Origin of the sequence: Paenibacillus sp. Dod16, from assembly GCF_049893405.1 — a bacterium.
GTDB lineage: Bacteria > Bacillota > Bacilli > Paenibacillales > Paenibacillaceae > Paenibacillus_AQ.
The window spans coordinates 25,073-46,523 of record NZ_JBNDYG010000016.1 but is presented as its reverse complement, the minus strand read 5'-3'; the positions used below and the strand labels follow the sequence as shown (position 1 = coordinate 46,523).

At 39.0% G+C, this 21,451-nt stretch carries 24 protein-coding genes; 20 read left to right on the top strand and 4 right to left on the bottom strand.

Annotation, left to right across the window (positions count from 1 at the left end):
- Positions 1–329: 329 nt before the first annotated feature.
- From ACPV3A_RS14580 to ACPV3A_RS14565, 4 genes are all read right to left on the bottom strand, one after another.
- Complete coding sequence (locus ACPV3A_RS14580; RefSeq protein ID WP_426200061.1) at positions 330–752, bottom strand: hypothetical protein; 423 nt, start codon at positions 750–752, stop codon at positions 330–332.
- On the bottom strand, positions 739–1,509 hold the full coding sequence (locus tag ACPV3A_RS14575; protein WP_426200060.1) for a ParA family protein: 771 nt from the start codon (positions 1,507–1,509) through the stop codon (positions 739–741). Before ACPV3A_RS14575 ends, ACPV3A_RS14580 begins: the two co-directional genes overlap by 14 nt.
- Before the next feature lie 443 nt (positions 1,510–1,952).
- The gene (locus tag ACPV3A_RS14570) at positions 1,953–2,807 is read right to left on the bottom strand and encodes a helix-turn-helix domain-containing protein (RefSeq protein ID WP_426200059.1); all 855 of its coding nucleotides are present in this window, start codon (positions 2,805–2,807) and stop codon (positions 1,953–1,955) included.
- Between the two features lie 994 nt (positions 2,808–3,801).
- On the bottom strand, positions 3,802–5,235 hold the full coding sequence (locus tag ACPV3A_RS14565; protein WP_426200058.1) for a hypothetical protein: 1,434 nt from the start codon (positions 5,233–5,235) through the stop codon (positions 3,802–3,804).
- Between the two features lie 1,192 nt (positions 5,236–6,427).
- On the opposite strand from ACPV3A_RS14565, the gene ACPV3A_RS14560 reads away from it, so the two are divergent.
- The 20 genes from ACPV3A_RS14560 to ACPV3A_RS14465 all read left to right on the top strand — a co-directional run bounded on the left by ACPV3A_RS14560 (position 6,428) and on the right by ACPV3A_RS14465 (position 21,307).
- The gene (locus ACPV3A_RS14560; protein WP_426200057.1) at positions 6,428–7,480 is read left to right on the top strand and encodes a hypothetical protein; all 1,053 of its coding nucleotides are present in this window, start codon (positions 6,428–6,430) and stop codon (positions 7,478–7,480) included.
- 251 nt (positions 7,481–7,731) lie between these two features.
- A complete protein-coding gene (locus ACPV3A_RS14555; protein WP_426200056.1) occupies positions 7,732–8,355 on the top strand; it encodes a hypothetical protein in 624 nt (207 codons plus the stop codon).
- 194 nt (positions 8,356–8,549) lie between these two features.
- Entirely contained in the window at positions 8,550–8,735 is a 186-nt protein-coding gene (locus ACPV3A_RS14550) for a hypothetical protein (RefSeq protein WP_426200055.1), read from the top strand.
- 41 nt (positions 8,736–8,776) lie between these two features.
- The gene (locus ACPV3A_RS14545; RefSeq protein ID WP_426200054.1) at positions 8,777–9,022 is read left to right on the top strand and encodes a Spo0E family sporulation regulatory protein-aspartic acid phosphatase; all 246 of its coding nucleotides are present in this window, start codon (positions 8,777–8,779) and stop codon (positions 9,020–9,022) included.
- 76 nt (positions 9,023–9,098) lie between these two features.
- The gene (locus tag ACPV3A_RS14540; protein ID WP_426200053.1) at positions 9,099–9,347 is read left to right on the top strand and encodes a hypothetical protein; all 249 of its coding nucleotides are present in this window, start codon (positions 9,099–9,101) and stop codon (positions 9,345–9,347) included.
- Positions 9,348–9,350: 3 nt separating this feature from the next.
- Complete coding sequence (locus ACPV3A_RS14535) at positions 9,351–9,662, top strand: hypothetical protein (RefSeq protein ID WP_426200052.1); 312 nt, start codon at positions 9,351–9,353, stop codon at positions 9,660–9,662.
- A gap of 294 nt (positions 9,663–9,956) precedes the next feature.
- A complete protein-coding gene (locus ACPV3A_RS14530; protein WP_426200051.1) occupies positions 9,957–10,505 on the top strand; it encodes a hypothetical protein in 549 nt (182 codons plus the stop codon).
- A gap of 220 nt (positions 10,506–10,725) precedes the next feature.
- Positions 10,726–11,010: a hypothetical protein gene (locus ACPV3A_RS14525; protein ID WP_426200050.1), complete on the top strand. Its 285-nt coding sequence runs from the start codon at positions 10,726–10,728 to the stop codon at positions 11,008–11,010.
- 81 nt (positions 11,011–11,091) lie between these two features.
- A complete protein-coding gene (locus ACPV3A_RS14520; protein WP_426200049.1) occupies positions 11,092–11,367 on the top strand; it encodes a hypothetical protein in 276 nt (91 codons plus the stop codon).
- 88 nt (positions 11,368–11,455) lie between these two features.
- On the top strand, positions 11,456–11,620 hold the full coding sequence (locus tag ACPV3A_RS14515) for a hypothetical protein (RefSeq protein ID WP_426200048.1): 165 nt from the start codon (positions 11,456–11,458) through the stop codon (positions 11,618–11,620).
- A gap of 196 nt (positions 11,621–11,816) precedes the next feature.
- Positions 11,817–12,305, top strand: a complete 489-nt coding sequence (locus ACPV3A_RS14510; RefSeq protein ID WP_426200047.1) for a hypothetical protein — start codon at positions 11,817–11,819, stop codon at positions 12,303–12,305.
- A gap of 201 nt (positions 12,306–12,506) precedes the next feature.
- The gene (locus tag ACPV3A_RS14505; RefSeq protein WP_426200046.1) at positions 12,507–12,734 is read left to right on the top strand and encodes a hypothetical protein; all 228 of its coding nucleotides are present in this window, start codon (positions 12,507–12,509) and stop codon (positions 12,732–12,734) included.
- A gap of 133 nt (positions 12,735–12,867) precedes the next feature.
- Positions 12,868–13,101 carry a hypothetical protein gene (locus ACPV3A_RS14500; RefSeq protein ID WP_426200045.1) on the top strand — a complete coding sequence of 78 codons (234 nt, stop codon included), beginning with the start codon at positions 12,868–12,870 and terminating at the stop codon, positions 13,099–13,101.
- Between the two features lie 669 nt (positions 13,102–13,770).
- A complete protein-coding gene (locus tag ACPV3A_RS14495; protein WP_426200044.1) occupies positions 13,771–14,319 on the top strand; it encodes a hypothetical protein in 549 nt (182 codons plus the stop codon).
- A gap of 291 nt (positions 14,320–14,610) precedes the next feature.
- Complete coding sequence (locus ACPV3A_RS14490; protein WP_426200043.1) at positions 14,611–14,958, top strand: type II toxin-antitoxin system RelE/ParE family toxin; 348 nt, start codon at positions 14,611–14,613, stop codon at positions 14,956–14,958.
- A gap of 68 nt (positions 14,959–15,026) precedes the next feature.
- Positions 15,027–15,347, top strand: a complete 321-nt coding sequence (locus tag ACPV3A_RS14485; RefSeq protein WP_426200042.1) for a helix-turn-helix domain-containing protein — start codon at positions 15,027–15,029, stop codon at positions 15,345–15,347.
- A 228-nt stretch (positions 15,348–15,575) separates the two neighbouring features.
- Complete coding sequence (locus tag ACPV3A_RS14480) at positions 15,576–15,881, top strand: hypothetical protein (RefSeq protein WP_426200041.1); 306 nt, start codon at positions 15,576–15,578, stop codon at positions 15,879–15,881.
- A 166-nt stretch (positions 15,882–16,047) separates the two neighbouring features.
- Complete coding sequence (locus ACPV3A_RS14475; RefSeq protein WP_426200040.1) at positions 16,048–16,431, top strand: hypothetical protein; 384 nt, start codon at positions 16,048–16,050, stop codon at positions 16,429–16,431.
- Positions 16,432–16,572: 141 nt separating this feature from the next.
- A complete protein-coding gene (locus ACPV3A_RS14470) occupies positions 16,573–16,992 on the top strand; it encodes a DUF7659 family protein (RefSeq protein ID WP_426200039.1) in 420 nt (139 codons plus the stop codon).
- A 3,496-nt stretch (positions 16,993–20,488) separates the two neighbouring features.
- A complete protein-coding gene (locus ACPV3A_RS14465; RefSeq protein WP_426200038.1) occupies positions 20,489–21,307 on the top strand; it encodes a hypothetical protein in 819 nt (272 codons plus the stop codon).
- The last annotated feature ends 144 nt before the right edge of the window (positions 21,308–21,451 follow it).

Below are 21,451 nucleotides of genomic sequence, written 5' to 3'. Positions count from 1 at the left end.
ACTTCTTTTTGGGTGTCAAACACGTTTCAGACACCTTAGCGTCTCCTCCCCGTTTACGTACGCTTAATCACCCACCGTTCGATAGGCTTCCGCATATTTCATCGTAAAACAATACCGCCTACACTACAGTTGACGACGCGGAATCTGATTCGGTTCCCCTCACTTTCCCCTCACCTTATACGCCTTCATCCGATCGCATGTCATACACATCTCTGCGCTTAATATTTTCGTGGTGATGCCGTATTCTCTACGGTGACTCCGTACGAGCGTACACATTTTGCGCAAAAAAAGAACGCCCGCCTCCGAAGAGACAAGCGTTTTCGTAACCTTTATTTAATTCTGCCTTGGCTGCGGTAATACTGTTCAAACAATGCGTTAACTATCTCAGTCATCGCTCCTCGGCGTTTCTTGATGTCGTCTTCAATTAACGCTGCGAGATCTTTCCGGATATAGAAGTTTTTCTGTTTGTGTGTTTCCAGTATTCCTTGTTTCGGCTCAGCGACAGGAATAGCTGCAAGATTAACACTAACACTAGCGACTGAGCTAGGATTATTCTTGTCATTCGCAATATCCTTTATGCTAGCATTAAGACTAACATTAACATTATTATTTGTATCTTGATTTTTGTTATCCTTAACATCTGACTCATCGTTATTTTTTTGCCTAGGACTTGTCGTAAACAAACTAGCTGCGCTGATATCCTTCTTATTCTTGGCCTTCAGACTACTTCTAAAATCATCAGTCTTTGACACGTTCCATCAGCTCCTCCACGAAAGGCTTGTATTGAGAGACCGCCACGTTGATCTCGTTGTTATCGAACAGTCCCTTTATCGCCACCCTGCCAGCCGCAGCATTACGTGTTAACACGGTTTCAAAACAGATGTCTCCGTAATCCTCTTCAACTAGTTCGATAAGCACCTTGTTATCAGATCGTCTTGCATCAATTAGTCCACGTAAGATGCCGGCAACGCGCAGATCCGGATTGACTAATTTTCGGACCTCATCGCATGTTTTGAGAAAGCGGCCCAACGCGGAATAACAGAATTTACTCGCTTCAAACATCGCCACTACGTAGTCAGACGCTGCCAGCGCGTTTATTGTTTGATCGCCAAGTGCTGGCGCCGTATCAATGATGATATAATCATAGTTATCTCGGACGGTGGCAAGTGTTTGCGCAAGGACTAACGCAGGTTCTTGTCCGGAGTAGTCATTATACAACCAACGCGAGAACGTCGCCAATAGATCCTCCGCAGGCAGTAGGTGCAGCGTATCCGATATCTTGCATATGTATCCGGAAGCATCCTGTTCTTCCATCGCCTCAAGCACGGTCATGCCACGGAATTCCTCGACGTCACGCAACGTCAAAAGCTCGGTCAAATTTCCCTGCGGATCAAGGTCAACAGAGAGCACCCGATAATCCTTCGAGAGCAAGTACGAAACGATTCCGCTAGTCGTGGTTTTTGAGCTGCCGCCTTTTTGTATAGAAAACGTTATTATTTTCGCTGGCATAAACGCTACCACATCCTTTAGCAATTATATTAAAACTAGCGTATCGTAAACATAACATAGTGTCAATGCTAGCATTAAGGCTAGTGTTAACATTAAGAATACGTAAATAATAGCAAGGAGGTAATCGTATATATTGCAAACATAACCTTAGTGTAAATGCTAACATTTAGGCTAGTGTTAACATTAAGTCCAGGCATTACGTAAATAATAGTAAGGAGGTAATCGCATAGCACACGGTAGAAATAACCGCCTAGTCAGTCATCGCTTGTGTTGCGGAATCTATTACGCTTATACAGTTTAACAACGTTTGTCCGCGCCTCGCCGATCGTTTCCCGGGAAGTGTACGAGTATTAATGCAGCTCTTTTTAGACTCCAGACAATATTTTTTATACTTTAAACCAATGCTGCATAAGTCATTTCGCCCAGCCATCAAAGTATAAACATCAGGAGACTTGTCCAATTTGAAGTAATGCTCTTTCTGATCGTACCTTTAGATCTTCGTTTCTAAAAGTAGATACAAACCACGAAATTGGATTATCGATTTTATTTTTAATTAAACGTTCTGCGAACTTCTCAATAGATCTATAAATCGCATCAAAATGGTACTTTTGTATTCCGCTCTCAACATATGGGTACAGCTCAGAAACCAGACGTGGTGGGAGATTAAATAATGTGCAGCATGATAAAAACTCCTCTTGATGGAAACAGATCGTGCCTGTTCCTTGAAACTTAATCATTTTCTCAACCACATCTGCATATCGTGCATATTTTACCAGCTCAGACGTGTGCTCGCGCGTAGGAGGTGTATCCTCTTCTTCTTTTAGATCTGTTGAAGGAAAAAGATCTAAAGAATCTTGATTAATAAAACCTGAATTATAGGGTGCATGCTGTGCATGTAAAAAGACGGTAGCAGGTGCATCTTGTGCATTTAATGCATCTTGTGCATATGTATTTGTCTGTGTTCCTGGTGTTGAGTTATGTCCTGCTGGAGAAGATTCGATCTCCATGTATTGATTAGAAGTCTGCTTTGCCGGGCGTCCTGCCACCTCTTTAAAGCGAGCTTTCTTTTCAATGAGATTACGACTAACCAAATCTTTAACAACATACTGGGCTTTTCTTTTCGACATCCCTCCAGCTGCCGCAATGGTGTCGTAATCCGGAAAAACATGCTCATGTTCAGCTTGATAGACTTTTATCACAATCATGATCATTTTTTCATATGTCTTAAGTTCAGGATTATCGAGTATACCTCTTAATCCCTTGAGCAAATGTTGTTCAGATGAAATGAAATTAGTCATGAATAGTCCTCCTTAGAGTTCAATCATGCCAATTCCCTTGAATTTTAAGCAACTTTTGCATATAATAAAGGGAACCGGCAGGTTATTTTGCTTTTTAGGCGAATTTAACACGCCCCCAGGATATCTGTTTTTTCCAGAAACAGTGACTGCGGTTATGTGTTGAATTGCTATCCAGAGTGGCAGCTCAAGATAGCGAATGAATTTAACACTAGAAGTAAAGGTTTTTTCAATTGGCCATAAGGCCCGCTCAAGATCCCGACTATCTGAGAGTCCTATAAGTGTTGGTCGCCAAACCTCTACACTTATAGACTAAGATGGTTGGGTTCTTTTTTTCGCTACAAAAAGGTATTTTTCATCATGTAATAGGGAATTATTAGTAAATTTAATTATCTCAAAGTTATTATATCATTGGGGATTTTGTCGGTAAATAGATGCGAAAATAGCGGAAAATTGGCTGAGAAAACCGAGAGGCCTTAAAGTATATAGAGAAAATCACCTCTTAATAAATAGCGGAGAATTGGCTGAATTTATTAAAACCCCTTGTATAACAAGGGCCTTTTCTATTTTAAAATATATTTAATGAAAAAATAGCGGAAAATTGGCTGAGAAAAATAGAAGTAGACCCAAAATAACTAATTCGATTAAAAAATAGCGGAGAATTGGCTGAGTTTTTTATATTTTCCAGATAATCGCCTTAGTTATTTATCAAAGATTTTTTAGTATAAAATGCAATTTGTTTAGATTTACAAAAAAAAGAGCGGAAAAATGGGCGAGTTTTTAAAATTAGCGGAGATTTGGCTGAATTATAAAAAAAGAGCGGAGATTTGGCTGAAATTATACAAAAAGAGCGGAGATTTGGCTGTGATTTTATAAAAAGAACGGAGATTTGGCTGAGATTTCATAAGATGAATGGAATTCGGTCTAACTTTTATAATTAAGCGGAAAAATGGGAGAGAAAAAAGAGAGCTGGGTAGCCGGCTCTCTTTAATAGATTTTATATACCAAGTTGTAAACTAATCTGTTCGGGGGCTTCTTCAATAAAATGATTTAATTGCTGGTTCCCCAGTAAATCTTCAACTTCATAGGTTTCAACAGGAAAGAAATTAATAAGAAAAGTATCTCTTTTACGTTCATAAGACTCTACTGTTACCTGCTGGTTAACAAAATCTTGTAAGCATTCCTCTATGAGGGCTAAGTTTACATCTTTGCGCTTACTTCGGAATTGAACTTTATGAATGAAGTACGTGTAATCAAAAGTAGCTGAGTATCCAGTTTGCCTGAAATAACAAAGGAACCTTTCCTTTTGTAAAGGGAAAATTAATGTCTGAGACGCTTTATTTTCAAAAGAAGCGAGTCTATCGCTATAAGCTCTTATAACCTGCCCTTTTACATAATTCTGATGGATTTCTTCATTTATCGTAATCTCTGCAATCTCACCATTGCCGTGTGGCTGAATATCCAAACGATCGAAAATCCCGAATATCAATGTTCTATTTGGTTCAATGACATTGAAAGTGACGTTAGCCATCTTCATAAGACGTCCCTTAACCGCATCATAGTTTTTTTTGTTATCTGACCCATAGGTTGTTCTTACTAAGTCGCCAATTGTAACATATACTTTCCGGTTTTCAAAAAACTGCTTATTATCCCGCATGGATATTACGGAACGAAAAATCTCTAAATCGGTATTATCAATAGCCCTTAATATTTTTTCTTCGCTAAGCAGATCCTGGCTTACTAAGGTATGAAGGGAGTAATTCTCGCCTGGACGATATTCACTGATGTAATGAAGTTTATTGTCGATGAGTACACTTTTGTCAGTTAAATTCATCTTTGTTAAACTTGTATTTCCTACTGGATGATCAGCGTATTTTAAAGGATGATCTATGATAATTTTATTCAAATTTCCATCAAAGTTGTTTATAAGAACATCTGCTACCGCAATGATAGCGTCATACCGAAGTGCCTTTTTTATTTGTGAGGGAGTTTTATCTCTTATATACTTATATTCAAAGAGTCTAGATTCTTTATCACTACACCATTCGGCAACTTCTTGTACTCTTTTTTGAATTAATTCATCAATGGTTTCTACATTATGCAACTTTTTGAAATCTGAGATACCATACATATCAATTAAAGATTCTAGTAATGAAATTTCTTTTATTAGTTCAGTCTTTTTAGAATTTTTAGTTTTTTTAATACTATCTGCTAAAGAATCGGACCATCTCTTTTTAGTGGCTTGCGCTAATTTAGTTGTAACCCGTCTTATTTCTCTTGTGTTTGTATGCGTAAATTCGGTCGAGATAATGTCTTTAAGAAAATCTCGTATATTTCCTTCTTCTATTTCGTTATATATAGCTTCGCACTTTTCTCCTAACTCAGATACAACTTGGTTAAGAAAATAATGAGGCACATGTTGTTGATTCATATTTTACACCTCCACATTACAACCTACATCTTATATAAATATAACAAAAGAAAGATTGGGAAACCATCCATAACCCTAAATTACCAAGGTAGTTTCTTTATTGATCACGCAACATCAACGAATATCGTATTGGTGTTCTTTTTTTCGAATATCCCCATATGCTGTGCCGCTACGCGGCCGATAAACGTACTGCTTTCATTTTGTTATAATATTGATTGATCGCTTACCGGACATAAAAGTTAGCCGTATTTTACATGTTTTTCGCATGCTGATCCAATTCATCCAGGCACGCGAACAACCGATGCCCCGGCTTGCTCCATACCTGATAGGTTCTATACCCGAGTGCTGTAACGGACATGATTTCACCTCTTTACACTTCCGGGATACGAAAATACGTTTCGGTTTATTAGAGTACTCTCGGCGATCGTTAATAGAAGTATAAAATTCAAGGGGTGTATGATTAATGATGAGTTATATGAGAATTCCAGAGCCACTGCAAAACGGGACAGTTGCGTTTGTATTGACTGCATTGCTGGCGTTCTTTTTAGAATCGATAGGCCTGGATAAATTTCAAATCTTAGTTACACTTTTCTTAGCAATATTAGTCATTATATTGATTAGTATTTGCGGCTTGATTCAAAACTATTACAATGTACGAATCCTTCCTTTCATGATTGTAGATCTATCTATTAAATACTTAGTGGGTTTATTTGTTGGAAGTATTATAATAGGTTCAGTAATTTTTTCCGTGTGGTTTGTTTTCAAACTCATAAAATTTATTGAATTCATACTATGATACACGAGATAAGCGGGAAAAATGGAAAACGGGGACAACCATTCGATCAAAGAAAATAAAAAATATGATCTATATAAATCTCAAGTTCATGTGTTAGCAGTATTATTAGTATTTAAGATCGTTCGCACCTTTTTTACAACGAACGAAATGATTACAAGTGATTATACATATGCTAGCCTTGTTGGGTTATTTATTGAAATTTTATCTTTTCCAGTGGCTTTCATACTCCTAAGTCTATCAATTATCATAGGTATAGGCTGTGTCCTTACTTCAAAACAAATCTCAATGAGAAAGAAATACTTCACCTTATTGAAACTAACAGTTACCATTTCCTTAATTTATGCTGTCATGCCAGTACTTATTAATTTTATTCAAGGTTAGAGGGACATTCACGACTTGCTGAACAATCTGGATGTCAAAGCGCAACCAAGAATCATATTTAGGGAGGTTTACGTTATTAACCTGGAGAGTTTAATTAATACCATAGTGTCTTCGACAGCAGGTATTGTTGCTATTGTCAGTGGTCTACTAATCAGTAAGCTATTACAGCTTTCTAGCGAAAAAAATGGTATCCAACGTAGAGTTCACGAAATTAGAGGTGAGATCAAAGCAAAGTCAGCAGAAGCTGATAGTATAAGTGACTATCTTTTAGAGAGGGACGCTTTGTACTTTATTAGAGAAAATCTTGAGGTTCTTCTGGGATCAAATCGTATAGATGTAGAAGATGCAGATAGTTTAGATAACATCATTGATAAAGATACGAGCCCCTACAGATCTACATCCGAATTAAAGCACTATATTGAAAAATTATATTTGATATACGATGATCTGTACGATCAAATTAAACTAGATGAAAATACTCATTGGGATGACTTCGATACCTTTTGGAAAGATAGAAACTTCCGGTTCTCAGCATTTAGAGACTATTACGAACTTATTTACTCTCACTTTGAGAAGAAATCGGAGGAAAGCAACCGCTATAGTTTTAAAACGTTTGACCCATATAGCCCCTTTAACAGGACTATATTCAATGATAGATACAAAAACCAAGAAAATGAACTAGAACGCCTCCTAGCGGAAATCAGCTTGTTAGAAAGCCAGGTAATCGTTCAAGAGCGGTCTTTATCAGGATTCGGTCGACCGGAGGGTGTAGCTTCTGGACTTAGTGTAATCCTCTATGCTTGTTTAGTTTCAATCATATGGCCGATAACCTTGTTACCCTACGACCCACAAACACATGATAACGAATCTATACGCATCCTACTTATCAGTCTATTCATTAGTGCAATTGCCATGTTGATTCTGTACATGTTCTGGTCCGCGCTTAGCTTGATTGGAATCATACAAACACGAAGTACCGAAACCCTATTCCATAAACTTAGAACCCTCCTCGTCTTCAATACGAAAGAAAAAGACAATAGAGCACAACAGAACGATAACCATATATAACAAAATAAGGCCAGTAGCACCGACATGATTTATCGTGTCGGTGTTTTTTTGAAATTTGATGGGTCTTCAGATGCCCAAGTATATGGATTACCGCATATTCTGAGCCACTACGCGGCCGATAAACGAATCGGAATTGACCAAGAAATCACATCCAGATGTTCTTAAGCATCGACATCGAGAGTCTTCTGGAGAATTCTTTCTGGCCTGTGAAAAAGCTACATACCAACGAATATTCAAGAGGGGGATATAACATGAGAGCTATGGAAGAAGAGGTACAAATGGTAGAACAACCTGAACAAAAGGTGCTCTATTTCGAAGGGGCAGGTATGGATTTCAACGACGAAGCCTGGAAAGAAAGCGATGTAGGAAATGTCCGTATTCGTACAGCCTTTACAAATGACCAGGGAGATCAATATTATCTTGAACTGGCAAGGGGAAGAGATTATCGTTTGCATGTCAGTTTCCTCAAACCCCTCGGTCATGACAATTCAAACCAACCGCAAAAAATTCATGAAGCTAATTATGAAAACAGTCGGTACACCAAACAATATATTACTAACTGGATCAATAATACCCTTGGTTGCAGTTATGATACCATTGATGTTCTATGTCAATTTCATGGATATCGGGTTCATCGGGATTGGCGAAGCTATAATCTAATCGATAATCATATTATTGATCACGAACAAGCTGCTAAAAGAGCTGCTGCATACGAAAACATCGATAGGGAATATCGGCTCGCTTTACATGAAAAACATTCAAAAATCTATCTTCAGGGAATGGATGATACCAGCATTACTATCTGCTGCCATGCAAGTGAAAATTCTCTCCAGAGAGCGAAGTTACCTCGTATTCAGCGTATTGAAATTAGATAACAGTTTAAAGGCACCGACATGATTTAACATGTCGGTGCTTTTTTTTTTTATAAATTCGATGAGGAGGCGCTTCCTGATACCAATGGGATAATCCGTCCTGGTTCATAGGTTTAGTGCTTGAAAAATGAAAAGCGCCGGCAAGCCGGCCAGTAAACAGGACGAAGACAAAACGAAAACAGAGGGGGGATTTGATCATGATGAACCTGAATAATTATAACGCTTTAAGTCAGCAGCCTACCGATCAGATCACAAGAGACGTAATTACTTTCGGCGAGCATATCGGATTTGACCAAATCATCTTTGCTGCGAGTAACGGACAACTCCAGTGGGAAGCCCAAACAGATGATATTTTCGGTGAAGTATATATCGCTGCTGTTTAAACCAAACAACCATCAAAAATCATTAGGAAGGGTCATGAGTTATGGAAAATCTAAATGCACCTGAAGATATACATAATTTAAATGCACCCGAAGACATACATAATCAGATTCAAGCCCTACTGGTAGATCTCGAAGAACTTCGTTCGCAAATGGAAAAGCTCGGTTCCGAGCTGGGGATGCTCAGTGAAGAAGTGCTTGAGGTATCTCAGAGACTGGATGTGAAAATCAACGAATATATTTTGCTTACCAAACAACTGAAAGACATAAAAAACCGACTACCTAAGTAATCGGCTTTAACTGTTGGCGTAAAAACTTCGCGGGTCTTACGCCTCTCCATACTAACAAAATAGGAGTGAATGAACAATGAATATTATTGACACGATTTGGTGGAATGCAATTGGAATAATTCTCTTTTTCGGTGTTATCGTGGTTTGTCTGTATTGTCTCTGGGATCTGAAACGGGAACAAAGCGCAGACGAAGCTATGGTTGAGAATACCGCTACATCGAGGGCGAAAACGGAGACTAGAATATATATAAAACCACCGATGTATATATATCCCAACAACCAGGAAATAGCTGCAGAAACAGGTTCTCCTAAAGGAGGACTTTGATAAATGAAACGGATTGATAAGATGTCGATGGAAATCGCCAAATTAGTATTTAGAGCTCTTGTTAATGAATGTTCCAAAAGCATATATAAGAGTACTAGCCAATTCAAGTGGCAAATGTCTGTCGCAATTTTAGCGTCGGAAGACGGATTATGGATTAGTCAGGAGAAATTCGATGATGCATATCGTTACCTGATGGATGCTGGCTTCGTGGAACGCCGTAATGTTAAACACAAAACAAAGTACGGTCGTGGCTTCTTCACTTTCAAGCCAACAAGAAGGGGGATAGATCAAATGATGGGCCAACAAGCCATTTAAGACAATTGGATACCGAAATTACTAACGAATTTTTATAAAAACCGAACCTTCATTAGGTTCGGTTTTTTTTTGAAAATCACGATGAATACCCTTCGATTAACCGAAAAAAGAATGAATCCTTAAGTCCTAGATGAAATCTTCAAAACAGGGGCATACACGTGTATATTCCCTTTGTTATCAAGGGTTTTCTACCTCCCTCAGTAAAATCTAAATGATTATATTTGATACTTATAATCGATATCGTTTATAATAATATCCGATATCGATTAAATCAATGTTTGGAGGCATTTCTTAATGTCCATTATTGAAAATACACAAGAGAAAATTATAGAGTTAGAGCGGGCCGCAGAGCAATTTGCACTGATTAAAGACACGTTACCCTTTGAGGTAAGATTCACTACACAAGGACTGATAGATAATCAGTTAAAGGAACTAAAATATCGGCTTGAAAAACTAACATTTTTACGATCGGATAAAAAATGTACTATCTGTGATCATTGGATACGCAATGAAGAAGAACCGGTACATTTATTTTATCAATATAATACTTTTGAGGACCCCAGTAATATAACGGTTTGTCCTTCCTGTATTGGTGCCATGAAAAAAGTAATGACAACAAACGAAGCAGAAACATTATGGGGGTTGCTACCAGGAACAATCAAACAAGATCGCCGGCTAGGTAATCTCCAAGAATTTGAAGAAGTCGGTTTGGTGTATCATACAGGTCGATACATTAAGATACACGAAATCGTTATGAAAAGTTACTATGAGCCTAAATTACAAGAACGTCAAAATAAAGAACAAAATCGTAAAATTAAAAGAAAGCGAAATTCTGCTAAATAGATAAAGTTACAAATCTCAAATCTACAGATCCTTCGTCCAGATACGGAAGGCGTCCGTTTGATTTATCTCACACCGTGTCTCTTTCCATTGGATTTCGAAACACTCCTGCTTGGTCGAAAGCGGGAGTGTTTTTTTAATAAACCAAAACGCCGGCTAACCGGCCAACAAATAGATTGAAATTAAACGAAATGATTAGAACGCATACATAGGAGGAATTAACATGGAACAAGTGTTGGATGGAGCTGACGATCAAACGTCGGGACCCAATGATCATATTACTATTGAAATAATTCGAGATTTTATGGAAAAACTGGCCAATGCCCGCTTCATTGTTGAGCAGGATGAAAATAACGTCTGGAACGTAGTGGAGACGGACGTCGAACACCCAGATGATATACGTGATGAGGTCTACAACTACGTAATTGAGGAATTTGTAACCAAAGAAGAAGCTGAAAAGTATGCCATCACAATCCGGAAAAGCTGGATTGTAGAGTTGCTATCGTGATTTTCAGTGACGATTTTGCTTTTTATAATTTTTTGAATTAAGAGATTTGTAGAAATGGTAACCCTTTAGGAGGTCATTCAAATGACAAACATGCAACGAATTAAAATAAACGGACACAAAGGAACATGGAGCGCAATCAGTAATCGCCCCACATCTGATGGCCATACGCTCTTCTTACTGGAACATGATGTTTACGGAGAAGATGTACCTTGTTTGATCGTGGATGAAAACGCTGAGCTGCTTCTCGAAGATGTTTGGAACGGATTTGGCGATTACGCGTATGCGCTGGCATGTGAAAGCGATACGGAAATCCCTGACAGCCAAAGTCTGACCCGCCGAGTAATGCTCACCCGATAATTCGAACAACCCAACTCGCAGTAACATAAATCTAAACCAAAATGAGCGGTATAATATACCGCGTAGATAAAATAAGGGGGATCTTGCAATGTTAGTAGGAGCAATTGGTGTTGTATTAATAGGGATAATCGTGCTTGCGATTAAATCACTTAGAAAATCACTTCGAGAAGAGGACAAAAGAATTCAAGAGGTGAAAGATGAATTGAAGAAGTGCAACAACTGTAGCCATCTGGTGGAAAAACTGAATGACTAGTATAAGACTCAAGACACTTCATAAGGAGTGTCTTTTTAATTCCTTTGTAGTGTCGCTAAAATACCGAACCTTTTTAGGGTTCGGTTTTTTTTTTTTTAAAATATCAATATACATATCCAATAAAATAGACAAAACGCTGATGCGATAGGATAATGGAAGGTAAATGTCGAATTATTTGAGGGGGATTTGTGAAGAGATGAAAAAATACAATTTAGCTTACGATTATTATTTTTTAACAAATAATTTTGATAAAGGCATATCTTATAAAGGAGAGAATATTGAAAGCATCTCGATCTATATGATATTTAAACTGATAGATAAAAGAACCGGAGAAGAATTCCATTTCCTCGATGAAGATTTAAGTGAACAACAAATAGAGTATGCAGACAGAAAATTTTGTTATGTTAGAGATTACTATAGCTGTTCCATTGATGAAAAAGAAGGATACAAAATGAGAGCCCATGAAATGTTGCTAGCTGAAAGTAATTATAGTGTGTCATATGAAGTAGGAGATTGTATTAAATGGCTCGACAATCAAACAGCCGTAATCATAGAATGTGATGAGCTTGTTGATATTATAAAAAACAATTTTTCAGAGTTTAACATTTCAGATAATAAACCAGCACAAGGTACCTCATACTACGCAGTTGAAGTGAAAAAAGAAACGGAACTCAAAATCGGATAAAACCTCCAAAAGAACCTCTGAAGAGGTTCTTTTTTTATAAAAGCGCGGCTACCGCCGCCAATAAACCGAATGAGGTACGAAATGACCTATAGGCAATGTTAACTCCATAAAACAGGGCAGCACTTGAACGATTTAATGAAGTGCTTGCACCAAAGAGAACTGATTTATATTTACCTAATTAAATTGACGAGGTGCATAAGAATGCTGAAATTAAATGATTGGATACTTTTAAAGGCTATTTTTAACCAAAGATTGCACAATGCAGTTTTGGAAAAGAATGAAGATCGTATATTCCAGTTGATTAATGATGAATACAAATACGAAAAGGACAATGGGTTTATTGGAGAAGAACCAATCGATATGGATCGGGTTTTTAAGGAGCACAATGAAAACATTAACAATAAGGAACTGATAAATAGATTGGTGTAAAAATCCAGTAAAAACCGCCTTATGATGGCCCTCCAGCGCAGGGCCAAAACGCCGAGAGGCGTCGCGGGCTGCCGGTAAAAGTATATGGAGGCTATGGTCCGTCATTTCGATTAAAAAACGAAAGGAGGGGGCCATGATGGAATTGACACAAACCTTGGTTTATCAAGGAATTCGCTTCTACTTCGTCGGCGTTGAAGACGATAGTCGGATCTATAAATCACTGGATGAGCTGCACCATCATAAGATCATGACTGCACTCGCCGATTATGACGGTGCTTTGATAGGGAGTATAGACGAGGTTTTCCGAGAAGAAGAACACGATGATATGATCCGCTATTTTGATTCGGTAACAGGAAAGGAGGAATGAGCGAATAAACCCTCAGAGTTGCCTGAACTAATAAACTAAAATTAACCCTCACAAAATTCCATGGAAATAAACCCTCGCCCTGAAGGCGAGGGTTTATTTTTTTAGTACCCCCAGCATGGGCGTCATCTCTAGGGTGAAAGTCCCGAACGGAGGCTGGCGAGCGCCTACCGTTAGCCAAGGGCAAGGGTGTCCACCCCGAGGTGGAATCTGAAGGAAGCCGGAGGCAAAAGCACGGTCCAAGGTACACGAACTGGATTTTAGGCAGAGATAGCCGGATGAGTTGCCTAAACACAACGAAATCCTAGGCCGCCAAGGGCTATCTCTGTAAACTCTAGTGGCCGCGGGCAGAAAGATCGGTTCGGCCTTCCGGTTTCCGGCGTCCCGCACTTCTGTACTATGGCCTCTGCTGACTCCTGCGGGTTCAGCGTAACCTCTCGGTTACGGTGGGCGGAGGTGCTCGTAATAGGTATGAATCGAAAGGTTCACGTACGGTTCTGTGAGCGCCTAAAGGTGAAACCCCTTTGGGCTACTCGACTGAGAGGACGGGGGTTTGTCGCCCCCTCCTACTCAATTAAAAGCGCGTCTAACGCCGCCAATAAACCGAATGAGATACGAAATAGTAATTCGCGGCAGAAATAGCCGAATACATAAAAGGGGAGTTCGATTCTTATGACAGATATACATGTAACTAAACGGTACCGAGTTAAGGAAGAGTGTGTCTGCGATTGTTGCGAGGGACAAAACCAAGCTGTCTGGTTTGAACTCCCCATCGAAGGTGATTATGGATTCAGATATTATATGTGCTTAATCTGTATGGATAGTGTGTGGTGCACAGAAGGAAGGGGATATATTGAATATCATGAAGAATACAACTTCCCTCAAGAAGATATTCTTCCAGAGGAAGATGACTTCGAAATGATGGATGAAATTGATGATGATTCAGACGACATCTCAGATGTAAACCATACGGAAAAGGACCCCGAAGATGAGGAAATAATAACTGATCATTTTACGATTGGTAATTTCACGATTTTCGAGGTTAATGGTTCAAAATGGGAATTTGCAAAAGGAATCTGTTGTCTTGGTGGATGCGACACCAATATTGTCAGCTTTTCAGATCGTAGTGAAGCTATTTCTGAAGCCGAGCGATTAAGCAATGATGGGATCGAACCAGAGGTCGGGAATCCATGTTCTGTTTGTACCCGAGATTACTACTAGTAAGTGAATTTCGAAAAGCGCAGCATACGCTGCAGATGATCAAAATGAAATTAAAGGGAATTTTAATACGAATAAAACCTGTAGCAACTCGAAGATGATGTCCCTGACAGGGAAAGTCTAAAAATCCGATTAATGATCGAGAGAATAAACTTGCCTGGTCATATCATTCGAAAAACTCGAATTGGGCTCTCCATTATGGAGAGCCTTTTTTGAAATTTTATATCTTTCATGGTATATTTATATCGAGAATGATATATTTTATTCTTGTTACTACAGAGAAAGAGGTTATTCATGGCGGAAGTTATATTTTACTACACAGAGAGGGGTAATTCAGAAGTTGAAAAGGCCCTAACGCAACTCAACGAAAGTTCTAAGAAGGGTAATCGACAAGCGACGGCAGCTCTTGAAGCAATCGAATATTCGATTGACAAAGTCGAACACGGAATGCCCCATACAAGGCAGCTCGAAGGACCACTATACGAAATACGAGCCAAACGCTACCGGATTACGTATTTTCGATGGAAAGGTTACATAGTGCTTTTAACGATATTCGTAAAAAGCACCCAACAAACTCCTCGATCTGAAATTGACAGGGCCCGTAAACGTATGAAGGATTGGATAGTTAGAAACGGTTCGTAATGTAGTGAAGCGGGTAGAAGATCAGTGAAGAAGCTTCTAACCGATCCATAGTGGAGGTGATAACATATATGAATAACAATGAAAATTTCAGAACGTGGAGTAACTTCAAAGAAGAAAAATTGGATTACAAATCTGAGAACGAAAAAAAAGTCATCAGTGAGATGGCAAAATTAGTTGTACAGATCGTTCATAGACGTAAGTCTCTCGGACTTACCCAAGCACAGGTTGCTGAAAAAGCAGGAATGACTCAAGCTCAAGTAGCCAGGTTGGAGAATTCTTCTTCGATTCCAACCATTGAGACCGTGATGAAAGTCGCTCTTGCGCTGGGTATGTCAGTCGGTCTGACATCTCTCGACGAACAATCAGCAGCATTAATGGCTCACGCCTGATTAACTCTCGGAGCATTTCAGGTAGTATTGAATCGCCATGAATATTAGGGCCCCAATGGGGCTCTTTTTCTTTGCCAAATATAAGTCAAATGTAATGGCATAAATACATAGGAGAATTTCCTTCTATTCGGGAGCCTACATGCATGCTGGATCAATTGTCCAAAATCAGAACCGCAATACCGTGCTAGGTAATTATGACGGTTGAATCGTTCACAAGGAGGCGAAATAATGGGTCTTGCAATCTATTATCGGGAGACAAGACGCACAAGGAAGCTATACATCTGCAGCTTGGTGGATAACGGTGCAAAGAACGTGAAAATCACTGTTATACGAGATGTCTTTGGCAAGCATCCAAAAGATGCGAAGATAAAAGCTCCGCTGGATTGGCATGCGGTGTACGTTCCGATCGATCGCAAATTCAAAAACAAGATGCTGCAGGCGCCAGCCGAGGAGATCGAAATATTGATGCGTAGGGTCCAAAGCCGGCGGATGCAAAACATTGTCAAGCGACTCATGAGTAGCCTGGAGTCTTAACATAGGACTATAAAATAAAATTACATTCTCATTGTCTTTGAATGTAAGCTCAGCAATTCAAGATTCATCTATAACATAATTCCATACCATTGATACCCTAACCTTAAAAACGCGACTTACGCCGCCAATAAAACGAATGACGAACGTATATAAGGAGCGTGAAGATATGCATACAACAAACATAACCCTGACACAGGATTTTATAATTGTTGATTTGTCAGACGGTGATTATGATAAACTAGTTATTCTTAGAAATTGGGAAGCTGATTTCAATCAAATTGAGCATCATATGCTAGATGGATTCAACGGTCGCATTCTAATTGACATGATGACCAAAATGGGTGCTAAAAATAATGAAAGGTTCCTAGCAGGTTGTGTGGTTAAGGGCAAATTCAAAACGGGAGCAATGGCTTACGTTATTTTAAATCGTCAAGAAGAGCTTCGTGTTTTGAGTAACCGTATTTTAACACAGCAAAGCCCTGATTCGCTTGAAGTGAGTGTCCTCACTTTAACACAAAAAAAAATGTTGCTTAAAGGGCTCTCTATTTGAAACATAGCCAACGAGCAATTACGCAAAGGTATGATAACCGAACCTATAGGTTCGGTATTTTTTTTAAGGATGCTGCACAAGGCCTCAAAGGGGCGATCAAAACTGTTGCAAGAAAAAAATCAAACATGGAGAGTGAACGTAATGAACTTATATAAAGAGCTGAAAAGTAAACACCAAAAAGAGGTTAGTGAATTTCCGATGGCATTCGCCTTCAGTAACCAGCAATTCAAAGAGGGCATGGAAAAGTTAGGTCTGACTGAATCCGACATGGATAAGGTTTGCTCTATCGGAGCGGGTGGGTTTATTCGAAAACAAGACTCAGAAGCATTAAAAGATATGAGAATAAGACATAGCAGAGAATTGCAAGAAGCCATCGACAATGATCAAACAGGTGAAGGCTTCATTTTTGATATGTTCAAATATGAATTGGCTAACCATGAATATTCTTACACCAGGGATGTAGAATCTACACTTGATGCTTTGGGATTTACAGCAGAAGAGATAAACGCCAATGAAAAGCTCCGACATGGACTGGCTAAGGCAATCCAAAAATTATCATGATGAATAGAAGATGAAATATAATGGTTAACGCAAAGGTGGAAAGTAATAATTAAACACACAAAATTCCATAATCATTTATCCCTCGCCCCCTGGGCGAGGGATTTTTTTTCAAAACAGAGGTGAAACAATTCTATTGAAGCAACAGAACCCAAAATATACAGGGTCAGTAAAGCATATAAAATCATATTGACTGCAAAGAATTATCCGCAAATAATTTGTTAAATTATATGTTATATCTATATCATATAATACGTATCTCGCAAAACCATAATTTATCTTTAAATATAATGTCGTTTTTTGTACGTTTTTATGCGTATTCCATGTCGCATTTTATACGGTTTTATTAAAAAAAGTAATTATAGCATATAGTGTATGCATTTATTGTCATACGGCATACAATGATTATGAGATTCGTTATAATTTTTGTTATTATATGTCGTATTTTATCATACTATATAGTCTTCGTATTTTATATGAAACATAATGCTTATAAAATTGTTATCATGTTATCAATCATATAAGTATTATTAGCAGTATAGTATGAAGGACAAGAATTCCTTGATTTTGAGAACATATATTTCTACTTTATACATTATGTGTCTATTGTATCTTTAAATACATTTATAAAACAGCATATATTCGAGTAAAGTGGCTTAGTAAAAGCAGCCAGATCTAAGCGATTCGTATGAAGCCGTCTTTCAAATTCAGAAACTACCAAGTAAATACAATAGCGAAAAAGTACAAATGAAATGAAGCTGTAAATTTATAGAATCAGTTAGTAAAAGAGAGCTGATTCTTGGCCTGACCAGCAAGCCGGTCTGAATTGCACGGGCCCCTCGTCACTCCCAAACCCATGTCGTTCCTACCCACACAATCCAGCCCGAAGAAAGATATGCCTGTGACCGTCAATCGGCAGATTGACGGCAAATTTTTGATAACAGAAAGGACCCATTTATGAGCTGCAGAAGTTGGATTCAACACCGAACAACAAGCCGGCATGAATTGCGCGGGCCCCTCGTCACTCCCCAAAGCATGTCGTTCCTACCCCCACAATCCAAACCGAAGAGAAATAGTCTGGACCGTCAATCGTCAGATTGACGGCGAATTTTTGACAACAGATTGACTCTTTCTTTTGAGCAACAGAAAGGTCTTTAAAACTGTCCTGTCAGCTAACCGGCCTGAATTGCATGGGCCCCTCGTCACTTCCAAAGGCATGTCGTTCCTACCCACACAATCCAGGCCGAAGAAGATATCATGCAACCGTCAATCGCTAGATTGACGGCAAATTTTTGACAACAGAAAGGACCCGTTCTTTGAACAACAGAAGAACCGGTCTGAATTGCGCGGGTCCCTCGTCACTCCCCAAAGCATGTCGTTCCTACCCCCACAATCCAGACCGAAAAAACCTTCTCCAAGATCGTACGGAACCAACCTTTATCACCTCGTACTTTGTACGTACAAAACCGATTTTCCTGCCCACATAAGATCAAATTTTTGCGAACGATCTTCTCGAAGAATTCAATGCCTGGTAAACCTAAAGAGGTCTGTTCAACACTCCGCTCCCGCTCCGCAAAACCGGTTCGAATAACGTACCCTACCACATATTTTCTGACAACTCCGATCAGCAGCGTGCAAAAAAACGGCGTTAAGGCTGCCCCGAAAACACCGCCCCGGAAAAAGCGCCAGTCGCAAGCGACCGGGTCGGAATACCGGGCTGAAAGACCGCCCGGAATTGTCTGAACGACTCAGCAATGTTGTCATACGCCTTGTTACATCGTGCAATTCGCGACAATGTTCACGAATCGCATAATAACGCCGGTTTCCCTCAACGGAATACGCGGCGTATTTGCTTCGACTCTCGCGGCGATGACTACGAACGCTTGCCACGCCTAACTTTATCGGTAGCGCACACCAAATGAACATTGTATCGGTATGTGATAGGGTAAAGAGCATAAGGAACACGTATGACATTCCGCTTTGCTGCATGTCAGTCGGCATAGCCGACCGTGTTCCTTACTGCGTCGTTTCGATGCAATGCATCTAGCTCCTAGCCCCTGCGGGTGCTCATACGAAGCTTCCTATTCGGGCGCTTCTAACGCTTGTAAATCATCTCTACACTCTCGTTCAAAACACGTGGTTTTTCTCTTTCGTTCCGTATTAACCAGGGGCAGATCAACCGCGCAGTTGCCTTCGGCAAAGCTGGCCAAACGAGTACGTTTGATCAGCAGGGCGCGAGAGAAACATTGTACGTACACCGATCTGAAAATACCAGTTGTCAACGACATGCGTCGCCAACGAAAAGTACAGAATCGGCGTACAAAAAAAGCATCCATTTCGGATGCTAGAACACGATCGCCAACGACGTGCGTTGGCAAGTAGGTCTGGAATACAGTCGCCAACGACGTGCGTTGCCAACTTAAATGGATGCTATTAATCAAAACGAAGATCATAAATTCCGCAATAAAATTATATTACATCTCCGAATTCCATCTCCAAAAACCAGTCGTCAACGACATGCGTCGCCAACTAAAAATGGCTGCTATAAATTCGTGACACTTATCTAAATTATGAGTCGTCAACGACATGCGTTGCCGATAACAGCAGAGGCTACGGAGACATCATTCGAGCTAAAAATGACGGTCGTCAACGACATGCGTCGCCGACCAAAAAACATACTTAGCTGGCTGCGTGAGACATGCTCCCGTGACAAAAAAATAATGATTACATCCTTATGAGATCCACATTGAATAAAGTAATTAATACATCAATAGGGGGCTTTTCATACATTTTAACGATCCAGAAAATATGTAATGTAGAAGACATTCTTAATTACACTTGTGCCATTATCACATGTTAAAAAGTACAAAGGGTTTATTATTGCTGTGGCTTGCTTTCATTTTTAAAGTTCACAAGGAGCAGCTTTAAAATATACTGATCGTAATCGATCCATAAGGCAAAACAGATTCTCACTTTATAGAATAATAATACCTGCTATGATGAAATTTCAGATGGAGCTTTCACGAGATTAAAAATTTTGTACTGATTATCTTTATAATCAAAAATATCGACTCACTTAGCCCTAATCTTTTCTAAGTTCCTCTAATTACAATTACGAAATCTGATTATTGTTCATAAAAATCACATATGTCCATGTTTTGTTTATTTTAATGCTTCACAATGATTAAGTTAGGACTATAAATTTAAGCACTTTCATTTTATCCTTTAATTGAATCACTACGTACTTATAATAATCAAATATGATACACTGGTGGCAGCAAACTACCTAAGACTATTTTCTGTTTCATGCTCTAATCTTCACTGCGACATGTTCAGACACAAGAGAACTAACAAGATTATTCTGCAACCTTGTGTCGTCATGTCCGGTATAAAGTGTGAATCCAGGCAAGAAAAAAAGATTTTAAAAAAATTCAATTTCAAGTGATCTCGATAAAACAATTAAACGGACATAATTAAACGTAATAGAGAGGTGAGAAACATGAACACAAGAACCATTAAGAAATTAAAAAATGAAAGCACTAGACAAAGTAGACATTTAAATTATCGCAAGGTATCTCTACCAGGTCTTAAAAACTTCGATCGACATGTTCAGCATCCATTCACTGATCAATTCAAAAAGGGGATCTTCAAAAACGACATTTATTTTACAATAAAACCGAGTTTTATCGCATGGGTTTACATAAAAAATATTATATTATTCAATATTCCAGCATTCGCAATTCATTCGATTCTCCTCTTTCTGAGCTTCATGAATCATATCGTACTGAATGAAAGTAGTTCACTGACTACAACTGCAGGTGGCCTTCAGCTGCTTACTCTAGCGTATGGAATTTGTACCATCCTGGCATTTCGAAGAATTAACGATCATATGGCATATTATAATAACACCATGTTGCTCAGTAAGTACGATATTAACCAATCTCTCGTTACGATGATTTGGAGAACCATCGAGCCGAGTGAAAATAAAGAAATCGCAGTGATGGATCACTACCGTTTAAAATTTATCAAGCAAAATTTGTTCCCAACGATTAAAGAACTTGCTCTTGAAGAACAGTTATACAACAGAAACATCAAGAGTAAACATGAAGCTGTTCGTCAAGGTGCTGAAATGCGATACAACCGGTTCAGTCTTGATAATCGAAGGGAAGAACATATTGCTGCCAAGCATCTGGCTGACTGGAAACAAGACGAATATGGAGGAGCGAACGAATACGACATGCTGATTAAAAAGTATAGTCACCGTGCAGCTCCTATTATCCGAGACATGATCAAAGATTTGCAGAATGACATGGTTTAATAAATTTTAAGCATTCAACGGAATAGTCGTTGAATGCTCTTTTTTTATCGCTCTAAGACCGATGACTATACTATATGGATCGTAAAAGAGTCTCAGTGGTTCTAGCCATATGATTCACCGATCGATCCGTTTATTTAAAAGTTT